This is a genomic window from Micromonospora sp. IBHARD004, from assembly GCF_052814115.1.
The window spans coordinates 359,771-374,026 of the sequence record NZ_CP199934.1 but is presented as its reverse complement, the minus strand read 5'-3'; the positions used below and the strand labels follow the sequence as shown (position 1 = coordinate 374,026).

The window sequence follows — 14,256 nt, the reverse complement described above, 5'->3', positions numbered from 1 at the left end:
GGCCGATGGAGGACGATCGTCAGGCGGTCGGCTTCTCGTCGCCCGGGGTCACCAGGACCACCCGGCGCCGACGGGCGACCAGGAACATCGCCCCACCCGCGGCCAGCACCGCCACGCCGACGCCGCCGAGCAGACCGGCCTTGGCGCCGGTCACCGGCAGGCCACCGTCGTCGTTGCCGTTACCGCCGCCACCGCCACCGCCACCGCCGCCACCGCCCTCGGCGGCGACGACGACAGCGTAGCCGTCGGAGTTGTCGCTGGCGTCCAGGTCGTCAGTCTCGATCGGGGTCATGTTGTCCGGAAGGTTCTTGATCTCGGTGGACTGGGTCGTGAGGCCCTTGGCCGGCAGGATCGGCTCGACCGAGACGGTGCCGCCGGTCAGGGCGCCCGCCGTGACGTCGGCGCCCACCGAGAGCAGGTGGTAGAAGCTCCCACCGGGAACGGCGTCACCGTCGCCCGTGTACTGCTCGAGCGGGATGAACGGGAGGTCAGGGTAGGTGCAGACGAGCGAGGCCCTGTCCGCGGCGTACTCGCACTCGTCCTCGGCCTCGGTAAAGGTCACGCCCTTGGGCAGCTTGACCGTCACCTTGAAACCGGCGGTGGCCACGTCGCCCTGGTTCCACACGTCGTAGATGAGCTGGGCAGTGCCACCCGCGTGCAGGTCGCCGGCGGCCTGGATCTTGCCGTTCTTGACCGTGACGGCGTTCTTCACGTCGTCTGCCAGGACGGCGAGGTCCGCGCCGCTCTCCTTGGTGAACTCGATGGTGGCGGACTTGGTGTTGTTCTCCTTGTTCGTGTCGTCCTTGGACAACACCGTGAAGCCCACCGGGGCGCTGTACGCCTCGTCCAGCGACTCGACCATCTTCACCAGGACGACCGGGAGGTCGATGGTCTCGCCCGGACCCGGAAGTGCTTCCTCCGTGGCCCAGCAGGTGACAGAGGTCGGCGGCTTCCCGGGCTCCGCCTCCACGTCGCAGGCCTTCTCGACGAAGGGATACACGGCGACCTTCGAGTAGTCGAGCTTCGACACGTCGATCCGGACGCCCAGCTCGGACGGGGTGTTCTCGCCCTTGTTGGTCACCTTGGCGAAGGCGTACTTGCCGGTGGCGCCGTCGGCGACCTTGGTGCCCACCACGTCGAGCGAGAGGTCCGTCTCGGTGCCCGCGGCCTGGGCGGGCGAGCCGACCGCGGTGAACACACCGGAGGCGAGCAGCGCGGCGGCACCGAGCCGCACCAGCGGCCGGTTACGGAAGATCATGGAAGGTGCCCCCGTGGGGTGAAGGAAAGGTACGAGCGCGCACGTTAGTGGTACGCGATCACCCCCGCCACCCCACGCACCGAACCTTTACCACCTGCACGGCTAAGGGTCACTTAAGGACTGTCCGAATTGATGGTTCTTGTTGCGCGTGACCCCCGACACCCGTCGTACGAACGGTCAGCGCGAACCGACCCTCCGCCTGGCAACCATTGGCCGTTCGACCGGCCGCCCCACCAGCGGTGACGTCACCGACGGTGCAGCACGACGTCGCGGGACGTCGATGGCAGGGGTCAGTTGACCTCGACGAGCGGGAGCGACTTCCCGGCCCCGCCGCCCGGCAGGGCGATCGAGGAGAAGTGCGAGACCACCCGGTCGTCGCTCGGGTCGTCGGCGGGCGTCCGGTGCACGGCGAGCCGGTTGTAGAGGGTGTCCCGCTGCGCCGGGATCCGGTCGGCGGAGCGGATCATCCCGATCAGCTCGTGCAGGTTGGAGCGGTGCCGGGCGCCCGCGGAGGAGATGACGTTCTCCTCCAGCATGATCGAGCCGAGGTCGTCCACACCCATGTGCAGGGCGAGCTGGCCGACGTCCTTGCCCGTGGTCAGCCAGGAGGCCTGCAGGTGCGGCACCGTCTCGAAGAAGAGCCGGGCCACCGCGACCAGCCGCAGGTATTCCAGGGTGGTGGCCTGGGTGCGGCCCTTGAGGTGGTTGTTCTCCGGCTGGTACGTCCACGGGATGAACGCCCGGAAGCCCTGGGTGCGGTCCTGCACGTCGCGGATCATCCGCAGGTGCTCGATCCGCTCGGCGCTGGTCTCGCCGGTGCCCATCATCATCGTGGCGGTGGACTCGACGCCCTGTCGGTGCGCCAACTCCATCACCTCGAGCCAGCGCGCCCCGGACTCCTTCAGCGGGGCGATCGCCTTGCGCGGGCGGTCCGGCAGCATCTCGGCGCCGGCCCCGGCGATCGAGTCCAGGCCGGCCGCCTTGATCCGGGCGATCGCCTCGTCCAGGCTCACCCCGGAGACCTTGGCCATGTGCAGGATCTCGCTCGGCCCGATGGAGTGGATGGCGAGCTGCGGGTACGCCTTCTTGACCGAGGAGAAGAGTTCCTCGTAGTACTCGACGCCGTAGTCCGGGTGGTGGCCACCCTGGAGCATCACCTGGGTCGCGCCCAGCTCGACCGCCTCGCCGCAGCGGCGCAGGATCTCCTCGGTCGGGTGGGTCCAGCCCTCCTTGTGCTTGGGAGCACGGTAGAAGGCGCAGAACTTGCACGCCGTCACGCAGACGTTGGTGTAGTTGATGTTGCGGTCGATCAGGTACGTGACGATGTTGTCGGGGTAGCGCCGCCGGCGTACCGCGTCCGCCGCCTCGCCGAGGGCATGGAAGGGCGCCTCGGTGTAGAGCAGCAGGGCCTCCTCGGGCGTGATCCGCCCGCCGTCCGCGCCGCGCTGCAGGATGTCGTCGATCTCCCGGCTCACCGTCACGCCCCCGAGCCTACGTCGCCCCTGGAAGGTCCCCTCCGGGGTGCCCCGCCTCTGTTGTCCATTCCACCCCGTCACCGGGACCGATGGTCACGCGTCGTAGTCGACCGTCAGCTTGTCGGTCACCGGGCTGGACTGGCAGGTGAGCACGTAGCCGGCCGCCACCTCGTCGGGCTCCAGGGCGTAGTTGCGGGCCATCGTGACCGCACCGTCGACGACCTTGGCCTTGCAGGTCGAGCAGACGCCGCCCTTGCAGGCGTACGGCAGCTCGCCGCGGACCTTGAGCGCGGCGTCCAGCACCCGCTCGTCGCGGCCCATGATGAAGCTCGACGAGCGGCCGTCCAGCATGATCGTCACCTCGGCGCCCGCGCCGGGCTCGTCGGCCGGGCGGCGCACCGGCTCCGGCGGCGCGTCGACGTGGAACAGCTCGGTGTGCACCGCCGACTCCGGCACCCCCCGACCGGTCAGCACCGCCTTCGCGTCCACCACCATCTGGTACGGGCCGCAGAGGAACCACTCCTCGATCGCGTCGCCCGGCACGATGGTGTCGAGCAGCCGGCCCAGCCGGTCGGCGTCGATCCGCCCCGACAGCAGCGGCGACTCGCCCTGCTCCCGGGAGAGCACGTGCACCAGGTGCAGCCGGGTCGGGTAGCGGTCCTTCAGGTCGGCCAGCTCCTCGGCGAACATCACCGTGTTCGCCGTGCGGTTGCCGTACACCAGGGTGAAGGTGCTGGCCGGCTCGACGGCCAGCGCGGTCGCGACCAGCGCGAGCACCGGGGTGACGCCGGAACCGGCGACCACCGCGCCGTAGTGGCGGACCCGGTCGGAGGCGAACGCGGTGGTGAAGTGCCCGAGCGGGGGCAGCACCTCGACGGTGTCGCCACCGCGCAGCGCCCCGCAGGCGAACGCGGAGAAGGCGCCGCCGGGGATCTCCCGCACGCCGATCCGCAGCCGGCCGCGCCGGGCCAGGTCGTCCGGGGTGGAGCAGATCGAGTACGACCGCCGCACGTCCTCGCCGTCCGCCCCGGCGGAGCCGGTGAGCCCGGCTCCGCCGGGACGACGCACGGTCAGGTGCTGGCCGGCGGAGAACGCGAAGGTCTCCCGCAGTTCCTCCGGCACGGCGAAGGTGATCGCCACGGCGTCGTCGGTGAGCCGGTCGACGGCGGCGACGGGCAACGGGTGGAAGGCCGGCCGGCGACGGACCGGTCGGGAGATGGTGACAGTCACAGCGCCTTCAGGTGGTCGAAGGGTTCGGAGCAGGAGCGGCAGCGCCACAGCGCCTTGCACGCGGTGGAGCCGAAGCGGCTGACCTGCTCGGTCTCCGCGGAGCCGCAGCGCGGGCAGCGGACGGCGAGGGTCAGCGGCACGACGGTGCCGGCCCGTACCGGCGCGGGCGGGGCGATGCCGGCGGCGGCGAGCTTGGCCCGGCCGCTGTCCGAGATCCAGTCGGTGCTCCAGGCCGGGCTGTAGACCGTGCGGACCTCGGCGTCCGGGTGGCCGGCGGCGGCGAGCGCCCGGCGGATGTCCGTCCGGATCACGTCCATCGCCGGACAGCCGGTGTAGGTGGGGGTGATGGTGACGACGACCCGGCCGGTGGCCGGATCCTCCTCGACCGCCCGCAGGATGCCCAGCTCGTCGATGGTGATGACCCGGATCTCCGGGTCCACCACCGCCGCCGCGGCCTCCCTCGGATTCACCACTTCGCCCCCGGGTGGGCCCGGTGCAGCACCTGCATCTCGGCCAGCAGGAAGGAGAGGTGCTCGGTGTGCACGCCGTCCCGCCCGCCGCCGGGCATCCAGCCGTCCGCCGGCCGGGTCAGCGTCGCCTCGTCGAGCACGGCGGAGACAGTGGCGTCGAAATCGGCCCGCAGGGTGGCCGGGTCGACCGGCGCCGCCGGGTCCGCCGCGAAGAGCTCATGGGTGTACGGCCAGACCTCGTCGACCGCGGCCTGCATGCGACGGTGCGACTCCTCGGTGCCGTCGCCGAGCCGCTTCACCCAGAGCGAGGCGTGGTCCAGGTGGTACGCGGACTCCTTGCGCGCCTTGGCCCCGATCGCGGCCAGCCGCTCGTCGGCGCAGCCGGCCAGCGCGGTGTATAGCGGAAGCTGGTACGCCGAGAGGAAGAACAGCTTCGCCATGGTCACCGCGAAGTCGCCGTTGGGCAGCTCGACCAGGAGGCAGTTGCGGAACTCCCGGTCGTCGCGGAGAAACGCCAGCGCGTCCTCGTCCCGGCCGGCGCCCTCCAGCTCACCCGCGTACGTCAGCAGCAGACGGGCCGCGCCGAGCTGGTCGAGGGCGATGTTGGCCAGCGCGATGTCCTCCTCCATCTCCGGCGCGCGGGAGGTCCACTCGCCGAGCCGCTGCGCCGCGATCAGCGCGTCGTCGCCGAGGGAGAGGACGAAGTCGAAGGGGCCGTTCACAGGTGGGCCACCCCGTCCGGCACCTCGTAGAAGGTGGGGTGGCGGTAGACCTTGTCGGCCGCCGGGTCGAAGAAGGCGTCCTTCTCGTCCGGGCTGGACGCGGTGATCGCGCCCGCCGGCACCACCCAGATGGAGACGCCCTCCTGGCGGCGGGTGTAGAGGTCCCGCGCGTTGCGCAGGGCCAGCTCCGCGTCGGGGGCGTGCAGGCTGCCGACGTGGGTGTGCGCCAGCCCGCGCCGCGCCCGCACGAAGACCTCCCAAAGAGGCGACTGTTCCCTCGCGCCGGCCTTGCCGGTTCGCTCGCTGCGCTCGCTCACGCGGCCACCTTCTCCTTGTTCTTCTCCGCGCGCTTCGCGGCGTACGCCGCGGCGGCCTCGCGTACCCAGGCGCCGTCGGCGTGGGCGCGGCGGCGGTGGTCCATCCGCTGCCGGTTGCACGGCCCGTTGCCCTTGATCACCTGCATCAGCTCGTCGTAGTCCGGCTGCGTGTAGTCGTACGCCTGGCGCTCGTCGTTCCAGCGCAGGTCCGGGTCGGGGATGCGCAGGCCGAGGATCTCGGCCTGCTGCACGCACATGTCCACGAAGCGCTGGCGCAGCTCGTCGTTGGAGAAGCGCTTGATCTTCCAGGCCATGGACTGCGCCGAGTGGGTGGAGTCGCCGTCCGGCGGGCCGAACATGGCCAGCGACGGGTACCACCAGCGGTCGATGGCGTCCTGGGCCATCGCCTTCTGGCCCGGGGTGCCGTGCGACAGGGTGTGCAGGATCTCGTACCCCTGGCGCTGGTGGAACGACTCCTCCTTGCAGACCCGGATCATCGCCCGGGCGTACGGCCCGTAGGAGCAGCGGCAGAGCGGGACCTGGTTGACGATCGCCGCGCCGTCCACCAGCCAGCCGATCGCGCCCATGTCGGCCCAGGTCAGCGTCGGGTAGTTGAAGATCGAGCTGTACTTCTGCCGGCCGCTGATCAGCAGCTCGACCAGCTCGTCCCGGCTGATCCCGAGGGTCTCCGCCGCCGCGTAGAGGTAGAGGCCGTGGCCGGCCTCGTCCTGCACCTTGGCCAGCAGGATCGCCTTGCGCTTCAGCGAGGGGGCGCGGCTGATCCAGTTGCCCTCCGGCTGCATGCCGATGATCTCGGAGTGCGCGTGCTGGGCGATCTGCCGGATCAGCGTCTTCCGATACGCCTCGGGCATCCAGTCGCGCGGCTCGATCTTCTGATCGGCGTCGATCACGTCCGCGAAGTACGCCTCGAGGTCCTCGTCGGGGGCCGGGCCGCCGCGCCGGGCCCGGGCGGCGGCCTCCCGCAGCGCCACCTCCGCCGCCTCGACCTCGCCCAGCAGGCCACCGCCGGGCGCGTCGTCCGGCGCGGAGAAGTCGTTGCCATACATGAGGCCAGTGTTACAGCTCGCGACCGAAGACACCAGAGGGTGTAACAGGAAACCCGCCACACCTTCCGTCACCGGATGACCGCTTCAGGTGAACGTCGCCGGCCTGGGCAAAACTGTGAGTTGGGCCACGCCGGGAAGATGAATCCTCTCAAGGACGGCATAGCGGTCGATTGCCCCGCCTTCGCGGCGAGTTGCCAGGCGTCAGGTTCTGGCGTCCGGCCTGCCCGGAAGTAGACTTCGCCCGGCACACCGATCGGCTGCTGGCGATCGCCACCGGCTCACGGCCACTCCCCCGGCCTCGGCGATCATGCCGTACCCATTCGGAAAGAGCCGGTCCCCCCGGCCAGACAACTGGAGCTCACCCACTCATGCGACCTCGCGTGACCATGGTGCTCGCCATCGTGGCTGTCCTCATCGGTGGCGTCATACTGGTGCCCGCCGCGTACACCCGCCTCTCCGGCGGGAACGCCCTCGCCAGCATCGGCGGCATCGGCGGCATCGGCGGCGGGCAGAACGTGCCCGCGCCCGCCCCCACCACACCGCCCCCGCCCACCCTCGCCGCCGGCCCGGTCTCGGTGGACTTCAAGGGGAAGTTCTTCTCCTGGGCGCTGATGGACCGGAAGACCGGGGAGATCAGCGGCGCGAAGAACATGACCGCGACCAACTCGACCGAGTCGATGATGAAGGCGTGGATCGTCTCCGACTACCTGCGGCAGCTCGGCGACAAGCCGCTGAGCCCCAAGCGGAAGCAGGAGATCGTCACCGCCATCCGGGACAGCAACGACAAGTCCGCCGAGTCGCTGTACAACGCCGGCGGGCGGCGGCCGGTCCTGGAGCGGCTGATCAAGATGTGCAAGCTCACCGACACGAAGATCGAGCCCACCCGGGCGAAGTGGGCGTACACCCAGATGTCGCCGCGGGACGCGGTGCGGATGGGCGACTGCATCGGTGACGGCACCGCCGCCGGACAGAAGTGGACCAAGTTCGTCCTCAGCGAGATGACCAAGGTCCGCGGTGGCGTCGAGGACCAGCAGGCCACCCAGGGTGGCGGCCGCTGGGGCATCATCGACGGCCTGCCGGACGAGATCAAGGCGCAGGGCCCGGTCAGCATCAAGAACGGCTTCACCATGCTGTGGGCGGACGTCCAGTGGCACGTCAACTGCCTCGCCGTGACCGACAAGTGGACCCTCGCGGTGATGATGCGCTATCCGCAGAAGAACGGCCTCGCGTACGGCGCGAAGGTCTGCGCCAGCGTCGCCACGCAGCTCGTCACCCCGCAGCCCGGCGCGGCCCTGAAGGTGCCGCAGCAGCCGGTCGGGAAGCTCTGATGGCCGGCAACCGGCGCCGCCCGGGCAGCCACCACCGCCCGCTGACGTTCGCCGCCGTCGCCGCCGTGCTGGTCGGCCTGGTGCTCGTCTCGCTCCGGCTGGTCCCCGGCTCCCCGCTGCGCCCCACGGCCGCCTCCCACCCGGCCGGGTCGGCCGGCCGGGCCACCAACGCGCCCACCGACCGCAGCGACCGGCCCCAGCCGACCCCGTCGCCGTCCCCCTCTCTGGAGCCCCTGCCGTTCCAGGCCCAGGAGCTCGACCTCGACATCAAGGGCTGGTACGCCTGGAGCGTGCTGGACAAGCGGACCGGCCAGATCATCGGCTCGAAGAACATGGGCGAGACCAGCACCACCGCCTCGATGATCAAGTCGTGGATCGTCGCCGACTACCTGCGCCGGGCGGCCGAGGCCGGGCAGACGCCGAGCGGCGCCAAGCTCGCCGACGCCACCCGGATCATCCGGGACAGCGACAACACCCGGGCCGAGCAGTTCTACAACAACGTCGGCCGGTCGGCCTCGATCAAGCGACTGATCTCGACCTGCAAGCTCACCGACAGCAAGGTGGCCGCGGACGGCGGCTGGAGCCGGACGAACCTGTCGCCCCGGGACACCGCGCGGCTCGGGCTCTGCATCTCCGACGGGCGGGCCGCCGGGCCGAAGTGGACGAAGTGGCTGCTCAACGAGATGCGGTTGGTCCGCGGCGCCGGTGACTTCGGCATCCGCAAGGCGTTCCCGGCCGCCGAGCAGAAGACCATCGCGATCAAGAACGGCTGGATCGACCGGACCCGGGAGCAGGAGATGCACATCAACTGCCTCGCCATCGGCGATACCTGGACGATGGGCGTGATGGTCCGCTACCCGATCAACATGGGCTACGAGTACGGCATGAAGAACTGCCAGAAGATCACCGAGGCGCTGCTCCGCCCGGCCACCTGAGCCGATCTGCTCCGCTTCGCCGACGTGGCGGTGTCCCGGTCCCCGGGAGGCCGCCACGTCGCCGTTCCACCGAAACCGGCCGGCTCGAGCCGGCACGCCCGCCCGAGGGTCAGCCGGCGAAGAACTCGGGGCCGCCCTCGGGCAGGGCCGGGGCCTCACCGAGCGCGGCGGCCCGCCGGGCGAACTCGCGCACGCCGGCCACCTGCCGCTCGCCGAGGGAGAAGTCGAGGGTGCGGAAGTAGGTCGCCAGGGTCGCCGCGTCGAACGGCTCCCACCGGGCGGCCGCCTCGGCGACCTGGTCCAGCTCGGCCAGGCAGAGGTCGCGCGAGCGCAGGAACGCCTCGTGCACCTCCTTGACCAGGCCGGGGTGGGCGGCGGCGAAGTCGCGGCGGACCGCCCAGACGGCGAAGACCATCGGCAGGCCGGTCCACTCCCGCCAGGCCTGGCCGAGGTCGGTGACAGCCAGGCCCCGGCGGGGCGCCTCGTAGAGGGCGCGCAGCGCCACGTCGCCGATCAGCACCCCGGCGTCGGCCTCCAGCAGCATCTGGGTCAGGTCCGGCGGGCAGCGGAAGTACTCGGGACGGACGCCGTACCGCTCGCCGAGCAGCATCCGGGCCAGGAGCACGCCGGTCCGGGAGGTCGAGCCGAGGGCGACCCGATCGCCGTCCAGCTCGGCGAGGGGCTTGGTGGAGACCACGTTGACCGAGAGCACCGGGCCGTCGCTGCCGACCGCCAGGTCCGGCAGGAGCAGCAGCTCGTCGGCGTGCCGCAGGTACTCCACCTGCGAGATCGGCCCGATGTCCAGGTCGCCGGCGACCAGCGCGGCGTTCAGCCGGTCCGGCGAGTCCTTGTGCAGGTCGACGTCGAGCAGCGCGCCGGACCGCATCAGCCCCCAGTAGATCGGCAGGCAGTTCAGGAACTGGATGTGTCCGACCCGGGGGCGGGCGATGCGGTCAGCCATGCCCCGACCGTATCCCCGCCGCCGACGCCCGGCTCAGCGGGAGGGCACCGGAGTGGCCAACTCCGCACCGGCCTCCGGCACCGCGACGGCCTCCCGCCCACCGCCGCCGGCCGGGTCGGGGTCGCCGACCCGCGGGCGGCCCACCCGCTCGGCCCGGACGGCGCGGCGCACCGGCAGCGCGACCGCGGCCACCGCCAGCAGACCGGCCACCCCGGCGCCGGCGACCAGCGGTCGTGGCTCGGCCACCTCCAGCAGCAGCCCACCGATCAGGAAACCGCCCATCCCGGCGCCCTGGACCGCGGCACCGAACACGGCGAACGCGCGGCCCCGGTCCGCCGCGGGCACCCGGCGGGCCAGCAGCAGGTTGTTGAAGACGTTGTCGCCCCCGTTGGCCACCCCGCCGGCCAGCCAGATCGGCACGAGCAGCAGCGCCGCGGGCACCGCCGCCGAGGCCAGCACCGCCAGGCAGCAGCCGCCGAGCAGGGCCAGGCCGGCGCCGAGCAGCACGCCGTCGTCGGTGAGTCGCCGGGCGAGTCGGGCGAAGAGCCAGCCGCCGAGCACGATGCCGAGCGTCCAGGAGCCGGTAACCAGCCCGTACACGGTGGTGGAACTGCCCAGGGTCTCCCGGATGAAGAAGACCTCGACCACGTTGATCGCGCCGACCGCGGTGACCACCGCGGCGAGGGCGCCGACCATCACGACCAGCAGCGGGTCCCGGCGCAGTCGCCAGGTGGGGTGCGCGCCGTGGGCGGCGGTGGGCTCGGGGCGCCGCCGGCCGCCCCGCCGGGTCCGGATGAGCAGCCCGGCCGCCACCAGCGCGAGGTAGCTGCCGGCGTCGACGAGCAGCGGCAGGCGGGCACCGAACTCGCCGACCAGCAGCCCGGCCAGCGCCGGCCCGGCGAGCGCCCCGAGGGTGCCGGCGGTCTGGTTGAGGGCACTGGCCCGGGGCAGGTCGTCGGCCCGGACCATGGCGGGCACCAGGGCGGCGAGCACCGGCTGGGTGACCGCAAGACCGGCGGCGAGCAGCGCCACCAGGCCGATGACCAGGGCCGGATGCCCGGCGTACGCGAGGGCGAGGCAGGTCCCGGCCTGGGCGAGCCCGGCGACCACCAGCAGGAGCCGGCTGTCCACCCGGTCGGCGAGCCGTCCGGTCAGCGGGGCGAGCGCCACCAGCGGCAGGGTGGCCGCGAGCAGCAGGCCGGAGACGGCCAGCCCGCCCGCCCCGGCGGACTGGAGGGCCAGCGTGAGGGCGCTGGCGGCGAGGAAGTCGCCGCAGCTGGAGATCCCCCGGGCGGCGGTGGCGAGCCAGACGTCGGACCAGCGCGACGGACCAGGTGTGAAGGACATACTTCGAAAATAATGCTTCACATCTGGTCGGCACAAGCCCCCTCACTCGAGGGGCAGCGCCCGGTACTGGACCGCGACGGGGCGCGCGCCCGCCGGCGGGTCTCGGCGGATCCGCCGGCGGTACGGCGCCAACAGCTCGTGGACGGCCTCGTTCAGCGCCGCCAACTCCTCGGCGGTGAGCAGCAACAGGGTGTCGCTGAGCCGGGCCGCGTCGTACCACTCCGCCGGCTCGCCCGCCGCCCGGTCGAGCCAGTCGAAGGTCCGCTGCGCGTCCCGGGCGGTGTGCGCCTCCACCAGCGCCCGCTCGGCGGCCCGCGCGTCCGAACCGGCCGACCGTCCCGGCTCGATGTAGTAGGACGGGCTGAACGCCCGCCACACCCGCTCCCGGGCGTCACCCCGGCTCGGCGCCGGCTCGATCAGGCCGAACTTCGCCAACGCCCGCAGGTGGTAGCTGGTCGCGCTCGGCGACAGGCCGGCGATCTCGGCGCACTCGGTGGCGGTGGCACCGCCCTCCAGCGAGCTGAGGTGTTCCATGATCGCGAGTCGGGCCGGATGGGCCAGCGCCCGCATCACCTGCGGGTCGCTGATCGTCACCCGGCGCTGCTCGGGGCGCGCCTCGGTCATGCCCCCTATGATCCCGCTCCCGCTCCGCGTGGTCCGACCGGCCGGGCCCCGGACGTGGGCGCACAGGGGCGGGACCAGCCACCATCGCCCCGCCGCAACCGGAAAATGCCTGGCCCACGGCCACGACGAGGCGTAACGTGGAGCGCCGCGCGCGAGGCCGCGCGCCACCTCGCCACCGGGCACAGCCGGCACCGCGTCTGACGGAGCGCCGGGCGGCCCAGGTCAACCGATCACACGAACGCACCGGAAGGTCGCCTCGGATGACCCTTGCCGCCGAACCCCACCGCACCAGCCTGCCCGCCCGACCCGACACCCCACCCCGCGACGACCTGGACACCCAGCTCGCCGCCGAACGCGCCCACCTGGACACCTCCCGGGCCGCCCTGCGCCGGATGCGGGAACGCGCCGAAGCCCTCTTCGCCGGCGGCGAGCAGGTCGCCGGCGACCCGTACGCGGCGGAGATGCTGGGCCGCACCCTCGCCCGGCGGGTCGCCGAACTCGCCGACGACCCGACCACCCCGCTCTTCTTCGGCCGGCTCGACTTCGGCGATACCGACCCGGACCACGCCGGGCGGGACTACCACGTCGGGCGGCGGCACGTCACCGACGAGGCGGGCGAGCCGCTGGTGCTGGACTGGCGGGCCCCGGTCTCCCGCTCGTTCTACCGGGCCAGCGCCCGGGACCCGCAGGGCGTCGCCGTCCGGCGGCGGTTCGGCTTCAGCAGCGGCCTGCTCACCAGCTTCGAGGACGAGCACCTGGACCGGGGCGAGGAGCTCGGCACGGCCAGCCGGATCCTCACCGCCGAGATCGAGCGTCCCCGCGTCGGGCCGATGCGGGACATCGTCGCCACCATCCAGCCGGAGCAGGACGAGCTGGTCCGCGCCGACCTGACCGACTCGATCTGCGTCCAGGGGGCGCCGGGCACCGGCAAGACCGCCGTCGGGCTGCACCGGGCCGCGTACCTGCTCTACCTGCACCGGGAGCGACTGCGCCGCTCGGGGGTGCTGATCGTCGGGCCGAACCGGGCCTTCCTGTCGTACATCGCGGCGGTGCTGCCGGCGCTCGGCGAGGTCGAGGTCGCGCAGGCGACCGTGGAGGACCTGGTCGTCCGGGCGCCGGTACGGGCCGTCGACGACCCGGCCGTCGCCACCCTCAAGCACGACGTCCGGATGGCCGAGGTGCTGCGCCGCGCCGTCGACGCGCACATCGGTACGCCGACCGAGCCGATCATGGTCTCGGACGGATCGTTCCGCTGGCGAATCGGCCTCGACCCGCTGCACCGGGTGGTCGAGGAGACCCGCCGGGAGGGGCTGCCCTACGCCACCGGCCGGGAACGCGTCCGGGCCCGCGTGGTCGGGCTGCTGCAACGCCAGTCCGAGGCGCGCCGCGCCGAGTCACCCAGCGACGCCTGGCTGCGCCGGATGGCCAAGGCGAAGCCGGTCAGCGCCTTCCTCGACGCGGTCTGGCCGGCGCTCACCCCCGAGGGGCTGGCGCACCGCCTGCTCGGCGACCCGGACGCGCTCGCCGCCGCCGCGGACGGCCTGCTCACCGCCGAGGAGCAGGCGCTGCTGCTCGGCCCGGCGGTCACCGGCGGACCGGCGGGGCAGCCGGGCGACGGCGCGGCCACCGACGGGGCAGCCGGGCGGCGGAGTGGCCGGACGGCGACCGGGACCAAGCTCGGCCGGACGCCGAAGGCGACGAAGTGGACGGCCGCCGACGCGGTGCTGATCGACGAGGCGGCCGGGCTGATCGAGCGGCCGGCCGGCTTCGGCCACGTGGTGGTCGACGAGGCGCAGGACCTCTCCCCGATGCAGTGCCGGGCCATCGCCCGGCGCAGCGAGCACGGCTCGATCACGCTCCTCGGCGACCTGGCCCAGGGCACCGCGCCGTGGGCCGCCACCGACTGGCGGGAGTCCCTGGCCCACCTCGGCAAGCCGGACGCGGTGGTGGTGCCGCTGAGCGTCGGCTTCCGGGTGCCGGCGGCGGTGGTCGCGTTCGCCAACCGGCTGCTGCCGGCGCTCGCCGTCGACGTACCGCCGGCCGAGTCGCTGCGCCGCGACGGCGGCCTGGACGTGCGTACCGTGGCCGACCTGACCGTGGCGACGGTGGCCGAGGTGCGGGCGGCGCTCGCGCACGACGGCTCGGTCGGCGTGATCGCCGCCGACGACGTGGTGGACGGGCTCCGGGCGGCGCTCGCCGACGCGGGCGTCGAGACCGCGAGCGCCGACGACGTGGCGGCCGCGGCGCGCGTCACCGTGGTGCCCGCGACCCTGGTCAAGGGCCTGGAGTACGACCACGTCGTGGTCGTCGAGCCGGCCGCGATCGTCGCGGCGGAGCCGCGCGGGCTGCACCGCCTCTACGTGGTGCTGACCCGGGCGGTCTCCCGGCTCTCGGTGCTGCACCGGGAGCCGCTGCCGGACCCGCTCGGCTGAGCGGTCAGCGCCAGCTCAGCCGGACGACGGCGGCGGCGGCCGAGACAGGTGAGCGCACCCATCCGCATGCGCCGGAACCGGAGATCGGTG

The 14,256-nt window shown here is 72.8% G+C and carries 13 protein-coding genes; 3 read left to right on the top strand and 10 right to left on the bottom strand.

The features are described from left to right. Nucleotides 1-19 precede the first annotated feature (19 nt). From ACTWO6_RS01800 to paaA, 7 genes are all read right to left on the bottom strand, one after another. Nucleotides 20-1,258, bottom strand: coding sequence for a hypothetical protein (locus tag ACTWO6_RS01800; protein WP_446217893.1), 1,239 nt, complete (start codon nt 1,256-1,258; stop codon nt 20-22). Nucleotides 1,259-1,548: 290 nt separating this feature from the next. Then, complete coding sequence (mqnC, locus tag ACTWO6_RS01795) at nt 1,549-2,739, bottom strand: cyclic dehypoxanthinyl futalosine synthase (RefSeq protein ID WP_446217892.1); 1,191 nt, start codon at nt 2,737-2,739, stop codon at nt 1,549-1,551. An 87-nt stretch (nt 2,740-2,826) separates the two neighbouring features. Then, on the bottom strand, nt 2,827-3,963 hold the full coding sequence (gene paaE / locus ACTWO6_RS01790) for a 1,2-phenylacetyl-CoA epoxidase subunit PaaE (protein WP_446217890.1): 1,137 nt from the start codon (nt 3,961-3,963) through the stop codon (nt 2,827-2,829). Continuing rightward, nucleotides 3,960-4,436 (bottom strand): 1,2-phenylacetyl-CoA epoxidase subunit PaaD, encoded by a 477-nt coding sequence (paaD, locus tag ACTWO6_RS01785; RefSeq protein WP_446217889.1) that lies wholly within the window; start codon nt 4,434-4,436, stop codon nt 3,960-3,962. Before paaD ends, paaE begins: the two co-directional genes overlap by 4 nt. Further along, the gene (gene paaC / locus ACTWO6_RS01780) at nt 4,430-5,155 is read right to left on the bottom strand and encodes a 1,2-phenylacetyl-CoA epoxidase subunit PaaC (RefSeq protein WP_446217888.1); all 726 of its coding nucleotides are present in this window, start codon (nt 5,153-5,155) and stop codon (nt 4,430-4,432) included. The genes paaD and paaC overlap by 7 nt, the downstream gene beginning before the upstream one ends. Further along, nucleotides 5,152-5,472, bottom strand: coding sequence for a 1,2-phenylacetyl-CoA epoxidase subunit PaaB (gene paaB / locus ACTWO6_RS01775; RefSeq protein ID WP_446217887.1), 321 nt, complete (start codon nt 5,470-5,472; stop codon nt 5,152-5,154). Before paaB ends, paaC begins: the two co-directional genes overlap by 4 nt. Continuing rightward, nucleotides 5,469-6,539, bottom strand: a complete 1,071-nt coding sequence (gene paaA, locus ACTWO6_RS01770) for a 1,2-phenylacetyl-CoA epoxidase subunit PaaA (RefSeq protein WP_446217886.1) — start codon at nt 6,537-6,539, stop codon at nt 5,469-5,471. The genes paaB and paaA overlap by 4 nt, the downstream gene beginning before the upstream one ends. A 368-nt stretch (nt 6,540-6,907) precedes the next feature. Between paaA and ACTWO6_RS01765 the strand changes: the two genes are divergently transcribed. Then, nucleotides 6,908-7,867 (top strand): hypothetical protein, encoded by a 960-nt coding sequence (locus ACTWO6_RS01765; protein ID WP_446217885.1) that lies wholly within the window; start codon nt 6,908-6,910, stop codon nt 7,865-7,867. After that, nucleotides 7,867-8,802, top strand: coding sequence for a hypothetical protein (locus tag ACTWO6_RS01760; RefSeq protein ID WP_446217884.1), 936 nt, complete (start codon nt 7,867-7,869; stop codon nt 8,800-8,802). The genes ACTWO6_RS01765 and ACTWO6_RS01760 overlap by 1 nt, the downstream gene beginning before the upstream one ends. Nucleotides 8,803-8,911: 109 nt before the next feature. Here ACTWO6_RS01760 and ACTWO6_RS01755 read toward each other — a convergent pair whose 3' ends face one another. From ACTWO6_RS01755 to ACTWO6_RS01745, 3 genes are read right to left on the bottom strand one after another with little or no spacing between them, the layout of a single operon-like run. Continuing rightward, entirely contained in the window at nt 8,912-9,763 is an 852-nt protein-coding gene (locus ACTWO6_RS01755) for a menaquinone biosynthetic enzyme MqnA/MqnD family protein (RefSeq protein WP_446217883.1), read from the bottom strand. A 33-nt stretch (nt 9,764-9,796) separates the two neighbouring features. Next, nucleotides 9,797-11,110: an MFS transporter gene (locus ACTWO6_RS01750; protein WP_446217882.1), complete on the bottom strand. Its 1,314-nt coding sequence runs from the start codon at nt 11,108-11,110 to the stop codon at nt 9,797-9,799. A gap of 42 nt (nt 11,111-11,152) precedes the next feature. Next, entirely contained in the window at nt 11,153-11,734 is a 582-nt protein-coding gene (locus tag ACTWO6_RS01745; RefSeq protein WP_446217881.1) for an ArsR/SmtB family transcription factor, read from the bottom strand. Nucleotides 11,735-11,994: 260 nt separating this feature from the next. Between ACTWO6_RS01745 and ACTWO6_RS01740 the strand changes: the two genes are divergently transcribed. Continuing rightward, the gene (locus tag ACTWO6_RS01740) at nt 11,995-14,166 is read left to right on the top strand and encodes a HelD family protein (RefSeq protein WP_446217879.1); all 2,172 of its coding nucleotides are present in this window, start codon (nt 11,995-11,997) and stop codon (nt 14,164-14,166) included. Nucleotides 14,167-14,256: the final 90 nt, after the last annotated feature.